The sequence below is a fragment of the Pseudomonas kitaguniensis genome (genome assembly GCF_049199985.1).
GTDB classification, from domain to species: domain Bacteria; phylum Pseudomonadota; class Gammaproteobacteria; order Pseudomonadales; family Pseudomonadaceae; genus Aquipseudomonas; species Aquipseudomonas kitaguniensis.
Genome location: NZ_JBLZPT010000017.1, coordinates 105,531 through 116,484, shown reverse-complemented (window position 1 = coordinate 116,484; position 10,954 = coordinate 105,531). Strand labels below are relative to the sequence as shown.

Genomic DNA, 10,954 nt, shown 5'->3' with positions numbered 1-10,954 from the left:
CGACTCAGGCCCTGGTCATCATCGCCCGCAAGCTGGCTCGCATCGCGTTTTCTCTCATGAAAAACCTGAGCGAATACCAGTCGAAAGCGGTTTTGGAGGCTTCCCCAAAACCATAGAATCTCCCACACATGCCAGCCCCCCATCAGCCTGTTCCCGGATTTGTTCGGTGTTGTTTCGCCAATGTCGTAAACGCACCCTTGCGTGGCGTCCGTAGGCATTTGACCTGCGGGCGCCAGCCCTACCATCGCATCAAAGGGCCCTGCACGGGCCTCAACAATACGAAAGGCTGGGAGAGACGCGATGTTCAGCAAGAAAGACCAGATCCAGGGGTATGACGACGCATTGCTGGCGGCGATGAATGCCGAAGAGCAGCGTCAGGAAGATCATATCGAGCTGATCGCGTCGGAGAACTACACCAGCAAACGTGTGATGCAAGCGCAAGGCAGCGGCCTCACCAACAAATACGCCGAAGGCTACCCCGGCAAACGCTACTACGGTGGCTGCGAACACGTGGACAAGGTTGAGGTGCTGGCCATCGAACGTGCCAAGCAGTTGTTCGGCGCCGATTACGCCAACGTGCAGCCGCATTCCGGCTCATCCGCCAACAGCGCGGTGTACCTGGCGCTGCTGAATGCCGGTGACACGATTCTTGGCATGAGCCTGGCCCACGGCGGCCACCTGACCCACGGCGCCAAAGTGTCGTCCTCGGGCAAGCTGTACAACGCGGTGCAATATGGCATCAACACCGACACCGGCTTGATCGACTACGACGAAGTCGAGCGCCTGGCGGTCGAGCACCAGCCGAAAATGGTTGTGGCGGGTTTCTCCGCCTACTCCAAAACCCTGGATTTCCCGCGCTTTCGCGCAATCGCCGACAAAGTCGGCGCGTTGCTGTTCGTCGACATGGCCCACGTCGCCGGCCTGGTCGCTGCCGGCCTGTACCCGAACCCGCTGCCCTACGCCGACGTGGTCACCACCACCACCCACAAAACCCTGCGCGGTCCGCGTGGCGGTTTGATCCTGGCCAGGTCCAACCCGGAGATTGAGAAAAAGCTTAACTCGGCCGTGTTCCCCGGCGCTCAGGGCGGCCCGCTGATGCATGTGATCGCCGGCAAAGCGGTGTGCTTCAAGGAAGCCCAAGAGCCGGGTTTCAAGGTATATCAGCAACAGGTCATTGATAACGCGCAGGCCATGGCCGAGGTGTTTATCAAGCGCGGCTACGACGTGGTGTCCGGCGGCACCGACAACCACTTGTTTCTGGTCAGCCTGATCCGTCAGGGCCTCACCGGCAAAGAGGCCGACGCTGCGCTCGGCCGTGCGCACATCACCGTCAACAAGAACGCCGTGCCGAACGACCCGCAGTCGCCGTTCGTGACCTCGGGCCTGCGCATCGGCACCCCGGCGGTGACCACGCGTGGATTCAAAGTGCCGCAGTGCATTGAGCTGGCCGGCTGGATCTGCGACATCCTCGACAACCTCGGCGACGCCGATGTGGAGGCCAACGTGGCCAAGCACGTGTCTGCCCTGTGCGCTGATTTCCCGGTTTATCGCTGAGCGCGGTTTTGGAGTAATGACTATGCAACGCTACTCAGGCTTCGGCCTCTTCAAGCACTCACTCAGCCACCACGAAAACTGGCAGAAGATGTGGCGCACGCCCACCCCTAAAAAGGTCTACGACGTAATCATCGTCGGCGGCGGCGGGCATGGTCTGGCCACCGCCTATTACTTGGCCAAGGAACACGGCATCACCAACGTGGCCGTGGTCGAGAAAGGCTGGTTGGGCGGCGGCAACACGGCGCGCAACACCACCATCGTGCGCTCCAACTACCTGTGGGACGAGTCGGCGCACCTGTACGAACACGCGATGAAACTCTGGGAAGGTTTGTCGCAAGACCTCAACTACAACGTGATGTTCTCGCAGCGTGGCGTCTACAACCTGTGCCACACCCTGCAAGACATCCGTGACTCCGAGCGCCGCGTCAGCGCCAACCGCCTCAACGGCGTCGACGGTGAACTGCTCAACGCCAAGCAAGTGGCCGACGAGATCCCGTACCTCGACTGCTCAAAAAACACCCGCTACCCGGTACTCGGCGCCACCGTGCAACGGCGCGGCGGCGTGGCGCGTCACGATGCCGTGGCGTGGGGTTTTGCGCGTGCGGCTGACGCACTCGGCGTGGACCTGATCCAGCAGACTGAAGTGGTCGGCTTTCGCAAGGAAAACGGCGTGTGCATCGGTGTGGAAACCAACAAAGGCTTCATCGGCGCCAAGCGCGTCGGTGTGGTGACCGCCGGTAACTCCGGGCACATGGCCTCGCTGGCGGGCTTCCGTCTGCCGATCGAATCCCACCCGCTGCAAGCGCTCGTTTCCGAGCCGATCAAGCCGATTATCGACAGCGTGATCATGTCCAACGCCGTGCACGGTTACATCAGCCAGTCCGACAAGGGCGACCTGGTGATCGGCGCCGGTATCGACGGCTACAACGGTTACGGCCAGCGCGGCTCATACCCGGTGATCGAGCACACCATTCAGGCCATCGTCGAGATGTTCCCGGTGCTCTCGCGCGTGCGCATGAACCGCCAGTGGGGCGGCATCGTCGACACCACGCCGGACGCCTGCCCGATCATCTCCAAGACCCCCGTGCCGAACATGTTCTTCAACTGCGGTTGGGGCACCGGTGGCTTCAAGGCCACGCCAGGCTCAGGCAACGTGTTTGCCGCAAGCCTCGCCAAGGGTGAAATGCACCCACTGGCGGCACCCTTCTCCATCGACCGTTTCCACAACGGTGCGTTGATCGACGAACACGGCGCTGCGGCTGTCGCCCACTAACAGGAGAAATTCCCTATGTTGCATATCTTCTGTCCTCACTGTGGCGAACTGCGCTCCGAAGAGGAATTCCACGCCGCCGGCCAAGCGCACATCCCGCGCCCGCTGGACCCGAATGCCTGCACCGACGCCGAGTGGGGCGACTACCTGTTCTTTCGCGATAACCCGCGTGGCCTGCACCACGAACTGTGGATTCACGCCGCCGGTTGCCGCCAGTATTTCAACGCCACGCGCGACACCCTGACCTACGAAATTGTTGAAACCTACAAAATCGGCGAGAAGCCGCAATTCACCGCCAAGGCCGCTGGAGAGAAGGTATGAGCCAGATCAATCGCCTGTCCAACGGTGGCCGCATCGACCGCAATAAAGTCCTCACGTTCAGCTTCAACGGCCAGAGCTACAAAGGCTTTGAAGGCGACACACTGGCCGCCGCGTTGCTGGCCAACGGCGTCGACATCATCGGTCGCAGCTTTAAGTACTCGCGCCCGCGCGGCATCTTTGCTGCCGGCGCCGAAGAGCCCAACGCAGTGCTGCAGATCGGCGCCACCGAAGCCACCCAGATTCCCAACGTGCGCGCCACGCAACAGGCGCTGTATCAGGGTTTGGTCGCGACCAGCACCAACGGCTGGCCGAACGTTAACAATGACGTGATGGGCATTCTCGGCAAGGTCGGCGGCAAGCTGATGCCGCCGGGTTTTTACTACAAAACCTTCATGTACCCGCAATCGTTTTGGATGACCTACGAGAAGTACATCCGCAAGGCTGCCGGGCTGGGCCGCTCGCCAACCGAGAACGACCCGGACACCTACGACAACTTCAACCGTCACTGCGACGTGCTGATTGTCGGCGCTGGCCCCGCGGGTTTGGCTGCCGCACTGGCGGCCGCACGCAGTGGTGCGCGCGTGATCATCGCTGACGAGCAAGAAGAGTTCGGCGGCTCGTTGCTTGACTCGCGCGAAAGCCTCGACGGCAAGCCTGCGGCTGAATGGGTCGCCAGCGTGATCGCCGAGCTCAAAGCGCTGCCGGACGTGGTGCTGCTGCCGCGCGCTACCGTCAACGGCTACCACGACCACAACTTCCTGACCATTCACGAGCGCCTCACCGATCACCTCGGCGACCGAGCGCCGATCGGCCAGGTTCGCCAGCGTATTCACCGTGTGCGCGCCCAACGCGTGGTGCTGGCGACCGGTGCGTGCGAGCGCCCGCTGGTGTACGGCAACAACGACGTGCCGGGCAACATGCTGGCGGGTGCGGTGTCTACTTACGTGCGTCGCTACGGCGTGGCGCCGGGTAAAAAACTGCTGCTGTCGACCAACAACGACCACGCCTACCGCGTGGCGCTGGACTGGTTCGACGCAGGCCTGGCGGTGGTGGCCGTGGCCGATGCGCGCCACAACCCGCGTGGCGCGTTGGTCGAAGAAGCGCGCGCCAAAGGCATTCGCATCCTCACCGGCAGCGCCGTGATCGAAGCCCGTGGCAGCAAGCACGTGACGGCCGCGCGCGTCGCTGCTATCGACGTCAACGCACACAAAGTCACCAGCCCCGGCGAGTGGCTGGAGTGCGACCTGGTCGCCAGTTCCGGCGGTTACAGCCCGGTGGTTCACTTGGCCTCGCACTTGGGCGGCAAGCCGACCTGGCGTGAAGACATCCTCGGTTTTGTACCGGGCGAAGCGCCGCAAAAACGTGTGTGCGTCGGCGGTATTAATGGCGTCTACGGCCTGGGTGATTCCCTGGCGGATGGTTTTGAAGGCGGCGTGCGCGCGGCCAGTGAAGCCGGGTTCGCGCCGGTAGAAGGCACGCTGCCAAAAGCCTTGAGCCGTGTCGAAGAACCGACCTTGGCGCTGTTCCAGGTGCCGCACGAGAAAGCCACCGCCCGCGCGCCAAAGCAATTTGTCGACCTGCAAAACGACGTGACCGCCGCCGCCATCGAACTCGCGACCCGCGAAGGTTTCGAGTCGGTCGAGCACGTCAAACGCTACACCGCGCTGGGTTTCGGCACCGACCAGGGCAAGCTCGGCAACGTCAACGGCCTGGCGATTGCCGCGCGTTCGCTGAACGTGAGCATTGCGCAGATGGGCACCACCATGTTCCGCCCCAACTACACGCCGGTAACCTTCGGCGCGGTGGCAGGTCGTCACTGTGGGCATATTTTTGAGCCGGTGCGCTACACCGCGTTGCACGCCTGGCACGTGAAAAACGCCGCCGAGTTTGAAGACGTCGGCCAGTGGAAACGCCCTTGGTACTTCCCGCGCAACGGTGAAGACCTGCACGCCGCAGTCAAACGCGAATGCCTGGCCGTGCGCGACAGCGTCGGCCTGCTGGACGCGTCGACCCTCGGCAAAATCGACATTCAAGGCCCGGATGCGCGTGAGTTCCTCAACCGTATCTACAGCAACGCCTGGACCAAGCTCGACGTGGGCAAGGCGCGTTACGGCCTGATGTGCAAGGAAGACGGCATGGTCTTCGATGACGGCGTGACCGCCTGCCTCGCCGATAACCACTTCCTGATGACCACCACCACCGGCGGCGCCGCCCGCGTATTGCAGTGGCTGGAAATCTACCAACAAACCGAATGGCCGGACCTCAAGGTGTACTTCACTTCGGTTACCGACCATTGGGCGACCATGACTTTGTCTGGCCCCAACAGCCGCAAGCTGCTGGCGCACGTTACCGACATCGACCTGGACAAAGACGGCTTCCCGTTCATGACCTGGAAAGAAGGCCTGGTCGGCGGCGTGCCGGCGCGGGTGTTTCGAATCTCGTTCACCGGTGAGCTGTCGTATGAAATCAACGTGCAGGCCGACTACGCCATGGGCGTGCTTGAGCAGATCGTCGAGGCGGGCAAGCAGTACAACCTGACGCCGTATGGCACCGAAACCATGCACGTGTTGCGCGCCGAGAAGGGCTTCATCATCGTCGGCCAGGACACCGACGGCTCGATGACCCCGGACGACTTGAACATGGGCTGGTGCGTGGGCCGTACCAAAGCGTTCTCGTGGATCGGCTGGCGCGGGATGAACCGTGAAGACTGCGTGCGTGAACAGCGCAAGCAACTGGTCGGGCTCAAACCGATTGATCCAACCGTGTGGCTGCCGGAAGGCGCGCAGTTGGTGTTCGACGCTAAACAGACAATCCCGATGAAGATGGTCGGCCACGTGACGTCAAGCTATGCGCATAACTCGCTGGGTTATTCGTTTGCGATGGCGGTGGTCAAGGGCGGCTTGAAGCGCATCGGCGAACGAGTGTTTTCGCCGCAGGCGGACGGCAGCGTGATCGAGGCGCAGATCGTGTCTTCGGTGTTCTTCGACCCGAAAGGCGAGCGGCAGAATATCTGACAGACCGAGGTGCCTGCATCGCAGGCAAGCCAGCTCCCACAGTTGGAATGCGTTTCCCTGGGGGGGCCGGGCTTGCCCGCGATGAGGCCAGAACAGTCACTGCAAGACCCACAGAATTCAAACAGGTGCTTTATGACAGCAGCCAATGTTTACCAACAACGCCCCACCACCGGCGCCAAGGCCGAGTCGTCGCTGCACCATGCCGACCTCGCCAGCCTGGTCGGCAAAGGCCGCAAAAACGCCGGCGTGATCGTGCGCGAGAAAAAACTCCTCGGCCATCTGACCCTGCGTGGCGATGGCCATGACCCTGCCTTCGCCGCCGGCGTGCACAAAGCCGTCGGCATCGAATTGCCCGGCGCCTTGCAGGTGATCGTCAACGGCGAAACCAGCCTGCAATGGCTCGGCCCGGACGAGTGGTTGTTGATCGTGCCGAGCGGTGAAGAATTCGCCGCCGAACAGAATTTGCGCGCTGCCCTCGGTGAGCTGCACATCCAGGTCGTCAACGTCAGCGGCGGCCAGCAGGTCCTTGAACTCAGCGGCCCGAACGTGCGCGAGGTGCTGATGAAATCCACCAGCTATGACGTGCACCCCGATAACTTCCCGGTGGGCAAGGCGGTGGGCACGGTGTTCGCCAAGTCGCAACTGGTGATCCGTCACACGGCCGAAGACACTTGGGAGCTGGTGATCCGCCGCAGCTTCTCGGATTACTGGTGGCTGTGGTTGCAGGATGCCTCAGCCGAATTCGGCCTGAGCGTAGAAACCTGAGGGTGAAACAGCCGTTGTGGCGAGGGGGCTTGCTCCCGTTGGAGCGCGCAGCGGTCCCAATAAGCTCACTGCATTTTTGCTGACAGAACCGAGTGCCTGATTTCAGGGCTGCTTCGCAACCCAACGGGGGCAAGCCCCCTCGCCACAAGGTTTGAGGATTCAAGTATGAGCCGCGCACCCGACACATGGATTTTAACCGCCGACTGCCCCAGCGTGCTCGGCACGGTGGACGCGGTGACCCGCTACCTGTTCGAGCAGGGCTGCTACGTTACCGAGCACCATTCGTTCGATGACCGGCTTTCCGGGCGATTTTTTATTCGCGTCGAATTCCGTCAGCCCGACGGCTTTGACGAGCAGGTTTTTCGCGATGGCCTGGCCACGCGCGGTGAAGCCTTTGGCATGATCTTCGAGCTGACGGCGCCGAACTACCGGCCAAAAGTGGTGATCATGGTGTCCAAGGCCGATCACTGCCTGAACGACTTGCTGTACCGCCAGCGCATCGGTCAACTGTCGATGGACGTGGTCGCGGTGGTGTCCAACCACCCCGATCTGCAACCTTTGGCCGACTGGCATCAAATTCCCTACTACCATTTCCCTCTCGACCCTAACGACAAACCGTCGCAGGAACGTCAGGTGTGGCAAGTGGTGGAAGACACCGGCGCTGAGCTGGTGATTCTTGCGCGCTACATGCAAGTGCTGTCGCCGGAGCTGTGCCGCAAGCTGGATGGCAAGGCGATCAATATTCACCACTCGTTGCTGCCGGGGTTCAAGGGCGCCAAGCCGTATCACCAGGCCTACAACAAGGGCGTGAAGTTGGTCGGCGCCACGGCGCATTACATCAACAACGACCTGGATGAAGGCCCGATCATCGCCCAGGGTGTGGAGGTGGTGGACCACAGCCACTACCCCGAGGATTTGATTGCCAAGGGCCGCGATATTGAAGGGCAGACACTGGCCCGCGCGGTGGGGTATCACATTGAGCGGCGGGTTTTTCTTAACGCCAACAGGACGGTGGTTCTTTAGCGAAAAGCTGCAAGCTTCAAGCCGCTGGAAAAGGCGGTACTGCATGCTTCTTGCGGCTTGTAACGTGCCGCTTGAAGCTCATTCCACACGCTTCACAACAACAACTATAGAGGTGACTGACATGTCTGGTAACCGTGGTGTCGTGTATCTCGGCAACGGCAAGGTTGAAGTACAGAGAATCGACTATCCCAAAATGCAGGACCCGCGTGGCAGGAAGATCGAGCACGGCGTCATCCTGCGCGTGGTCTCCACCAACATCTGCGGCTCCGACCAACACATGGTGCGCGGCCGCACCACCGCCCAAACCGGCTTGGTACTCGGCCATGAAATCACCGGTGAAGTGATCGAGAAGGGCAGCGACGTCGAAAACCTGAAAATCGGCGACCTGGTGTCCGTACCGTTCAACGTGGCGTGCGGCCGCTGCCGTTCCTGCAAAGAACAACACACCGGCGTCTGCCTGAGCGTCAACCCGGCCCGGCCCGGTGGCGCGTACGGCTACGTCGACATGGGCGACTGGACCGGCGGCCAAGCCGAATACGCGCTGGTGCCCTACGCCGATTTCAACCTGCTGAAACTGCCGGACCGCGACAAGGCCATGGAAAAAATCCGCGACCTCACCTGCCTCTCCGACATCCTGCCCACCGGCTACCACGGCGCCGTGACGGCCGGCGTTGGCCCCGGCAGCACCGTCTACGTCGCGGGTGCCGGCCCCGTCGGCCTGGCCGCTGCCGCCTCGGCACGCCTGCTGGGCGCGGCAGTGGTGATCATCGGCGACGTCAACCCGATCCGCCTGGCCCACGCCAAGGCTCAGGGTTTTGAAATTGCCGACCTGTCCACCGACACGCCGCTGCACGAACAGATCGCCGCGTTACTCGGCGAGCCCGAAGTGGATTGCGCGGTCGACGCCGTCGGCTTCGAAGCCCGCGGCCACGGCCATGAAGGCGTGAAAGCCGAAGCCCCGGCCACCGTGCTCAACTCGCTGATGGGCGTGGTGCGCGTAGCCGGCAAAATCGGCATCCCCGGCCTGTACGTCACCGAAGACCCAGGTGCGGTGGATGCCGCCGCGAAAATGGGCAGCCTGAGCATTCGCTTCGGGTTGGGCTGGGCTAAATCCCACAGCTTCCACACCGGGCAAACGCCGGTCATGAAGTACAACCGCCAGTTGATGCAGGCGATCATGTGGGACCGCATCAAGATTGCCGACATCGTGGGCGTGGAGGTGATCAGCCTGGACGACGCGCCGCGTGGGTACGGCGAGTTTGATGCGGGCGTGCCGAAGAAGTTTGTGATTGATCCGCACAAGTTGTTCAGTGCGGCGTAAAGCCAAGGCCAAAATAAAGGGTGACCCTAGGGTTGCCCTTTTTTTGCGTACAGCACGTCCATCATGGTGTATGACTTTATGCTGTATGTTCTGATCTTCTTTTTTTCAAACAGGGCAGAAGTTGGAAGGGCTTTCATTTACTGAAGTAGTTCCGTCCTATGCTGATGTCGATTAAATATTTTGCGGTTGCAGGATTGCGCTCACTGCAGCGCTCATAACATTTTACGTTGATTGCAAGTGTAGAGTTGTGAGGTGTTCCAAGTACCACTATCGCCACCTGTTCGAACAGTTCTTTTTGTAAGGATTTTTTTTGTAACTCGGTTGTTGTTATCAGCCATGAGTGATCGTTAGCGTTTTGCGCGCTCCATCCCGACTTTTTCAATGTTGATTGGATGCCTTCGAGAAGACTTGTCAGTTCAATGAAAGGCACCGCTTGTAACATCGGAGACGTCGTAATGTTCGAGACTTTTCCTTCGTCGTAGGTGATTGCACCGAATTTTGTGGGTGGTAATTCAAAACCATATTGTGAGTCGTCGAACTTTATAGCGACCTGGCTGCTAATCCAAGTGGAGCTTGGGTGTGGTGGGTTGCCTGGGTATAGTGCGGTCTTTGCCTTAACGGGAAACGTCGAGTCTCGTACAACGTCATCATAGGGCTTTCCGATATGTACACTAAGATTATCTGGCTCTATATTTATGTATAGAAAATAAATTGACGTGGCGAAAAAGATTGGTATTAGTAGGATTAGTGGGCGCATTAGGTGGGTCATGGGTTTACGCCCACAGGCACTTGCAGGACAGCAGTGGGACTTCGGGGCAGGTGGTCGGGTCCGTGACACGTGCGGCAGGTTTTCCTGACATGTGCATTCCGTTGTCTTGATGAGTTTAAAAACGTAGCAAGGGAACCTAGACAGCAAAGCCGGTGGGGTCAATCTTTTAGGGCTTTAAACGCAAAAACAGGCATTTCTGTAGGACGACGTTTTGATCGCTGTCAGGCCTGCCTAAAAATACCGTGGGAGCGAGGCGCCTCGTTCCCACGGGCTTTACCGGCTGCTTACGCTTGCAAGCGGCGGCTGATGACATCCAGCAAGTCGCAACCGTCGCGCAACGGAATCGCGCAGAGCAGGGCGAAGTCCTGGAGGACCAGGTTGTCGGTGTTCAGGCCTTCGCGAAAGGCCAGGTTTTCCATGACTTGCGTGACCGCGCGGATGCGGTAGACGGCAGCGTCGTGGAGCACGTCGAGCGGGACTTGGGTGTCGATGAGCAGGGAAGGGGTGGTGGCGTCGTGGCCGGTGAGTGGCATGTATCGGTTCATGTGTGCAACCTCATTTCAGATAATGGGCGCTACCACTCACACGTCGCCAAACGAATGGGTGGCAGCTGTGCGCAGGTTGGCGAACCGGTGAAATAAGGCAAAGCCGGCAGACCCGAAGGTCTCCCACGCACAGCCGCCATAAAGCACAGCTTTGCGGGTGCAAAAAAACCTGCAAAGAAGCAGGTGCTTTTGCATGCCTTATCTCTATCGAGTCGCCAAACCCGTGTCGCCATATGGACGACGGCCGAACTATAAGCGCCATCGTTCGCCGGGAGCAAGTCGCACAGGCCGCTGAAGATCAATCAAATGTGGGAGCGGGCTTGCTCGCGATGGCATCAAGTCGGTATGCCTGATGGTCCGAGGTGCCTGCAT

9 protein-coding genes and 1 pseudogene are annotated in these 10,954 nt (G+C 60.4%); 8 read left to right on the top strand and 2 right to left on the bottom strand.

The window, feature by feature from the left end; all coding sequences use genetic code 11:
• The 8 genes and pseudogenes from ACOZK9_RS19950 to fdhA all read left to right on the top strand — a co-directional run.
• Positions 1-116: pseudogene (locus tag ACOZK9_RS19950) on the top strand (IS110 family transposase); the annotation flags it as partial.
• A gap of 184 nt (positions 117-300) precedes the next feature.
• Positions 301-1,554, top strand: coding sequence for a serine hydroxymethyltransferase (glyA, locus tag ACOZK9_RS19945; protein ID WP_152750990.1), 1,254 nt, complete (start codon positions 301-303; stop codon positions 1,552-1,554).
• A 22-nt stretch (positions 1,555-1,576) separates the two neighbouring features.
• Positions 1,577-2,827 carry a sarcosine oxidase subunit beta gene (locus ACOZK9_RS19940; protein ID WP_122250973.1) on the top strand — a complete coding sequence of 417 codons (1,251 nt, stop codon included), beginning with the start codon at positions 1,577-1,579 and terminating at the stop codon, positions 2,825-2,827.
• Between the two features lie 15 nt (positions 2,828-2,842).
• Positions 2,843-3,145, top strand: coding sequence for a sarcosine oxidase subunit delta (locus ACOZK9_RS19935; protein ID WP_058415201.1), 303 nt, complete (start codon positions 2,843-2,845; stop codon positions 3,143-3,145).
• On the top strand, positions 3,142-6,159 hold the full coding sequence (locus ACOZK9_RS19930; protein ID WP_058415202.1) for a sarcosine oxidase subunit alpha: 3,018 nt from the start codon (positions 3,142-3,144) through the stop codon (positions 6,157-6,159). Before ACOZK9_RS19935 ends, ACOZK9_RS19930 begins: the two co-directional genes overlap by 4 nt.
• A 132-nt stretch (positions 6,160-6,291) precedes the next feature.
• Positions 6,292-6,924 carry a sarcosine oxidase subunit gamma gene (locus tag ACOZK9_RS19925; protein ID WP_152750994.1) on the top strand — a complete coding sequence of 211 codons (633 nt, stop codon included), beginning with the start codon at positions 6,292-6,294 and terminating at the stop codon, positions 6,922-6,924.
• A 165-nt stretch (positions 6,925-7,089) separates the two neighbouring features.
• On the top strand, positions 7,090-7,947 hold the full coding sequence (purU, locus tag ACOZK9_RS19920) for a formyltetrahydrofolate deformylase (protein WP_099234747.1): 858 nt from the start codon (positions 7,090-7,092) through the stop codon (positions 7,945-7,947).
• A gap of 121 nt (positions 7,948-8,068) precedes the next feature.
• Positions 8,069-9,268, top strand: a complete 1,200-nt coding sequence (fdhA, locus tag ACOZK9_RS19915; protein ID WP_058415205.1) for a formaldehyde dehydrogenase, glutathione-independent — start codon at positions 8,069-8,071, stop codon at positions 9,266-9,268.
• Between the two features lie 133 nt (positions 9,269-9,401).
• Here the strand turns inward: fdhA and ACOZK9_RS19910 are convergent, their stop codons facing one another.
• Together ACOZK9_RS19910 and ACOZK9_RS19905 are read right to left on the bottom strand one after the other, a co-directional pair.
• A complete protein-coding gene (locus tag ACOZK9_RS19910; RefSeq protein WP_152750996.1) occupies positions 9,402-10,037 on the bottom strand; it encodes a hypothetical protein in 636 nt (211 codons plus the stop codon).
• 284 nt (positions 10,038-10,321) lie between these two features.
• On the bottom strand, positions 10,322-10,582 hold the full coding sequence (locus ACOZK9_RS19905; protein WP_017137997.1) for a hypothetical protein: 261 nt from the start codon (positions 10,580-10,582) through the stop codon (positions 10,322-10,324).
• Between the last annotated feature and the right edge of the window lie 372 nt (positions 10,583-10,954).

Excerpts from the sequence above, each read along its gene's own strand:
- ACOZK9_RS19940 (WP_122250973.1), top strand. The coding sequence starts at position 1,577 with ATGCAACGCTACTCAGGCTTCGGCCTCTTCAAGCACTCACTCAGCCAC.
- ACOZK9_RS19935 (WP_058415201.1), top strand. The coding sequence starts at position 2,843 with ATGTTGCATATCTTCTGTCCTCACTGTGGCGAACTGCGCTCCGAAGAG.
- fdhA (WP_058415205.1), top strand. The coding sequence starts at position 8,069 with ATGTCTGGTAACCGTGGTGTCGTGTATCTCGGCAACGGCAAGGTTGAA.
- ACOZK9_RS19910 (WP_152750996.1), bottom strand. The coding sequence starts at position 10,037 with ATGACCCACCTAATGCGCCCACTAATCCTACTAATACCAATCTTTTTC.
- ACOZK9_RS19925 (WP_152750994.1), top strand. The coding sequence starts at position 6,292 with ATGACAGCAGCCAATGTTTACCAACAACGCCCCACCACCGGCGCCAAG.
- ACOZK9_RS19905 (WP_017137997.1), bottom strand. The coding sequence starts at position 10,582 with ATGAACCGATACATGCCACTCACCGGCCACGACGCCACCACCCCTTCC.
- glyA (WP_152750990.1), top strand. The coding sequence starts at position 301 with ATGTTCAGCAAGAAAGACCAGATCCAGGGGTATGACGACGCATTGCTG.
- ACOZK9_RS19930 (WP_058415202.1), top strand. The coding sequence starts at position 3,142 with ATGAGCCAGATCAATCGCCTGTCCAACGGTGGCCGCATCGACCGCAAT.
- purU (WP_099234747.1), top strand. The coding sequence starts at position 7,090 with ATGAGCCGCGCACCCGACACATGGATTTTAACCGCCGACTGCCCCAGC.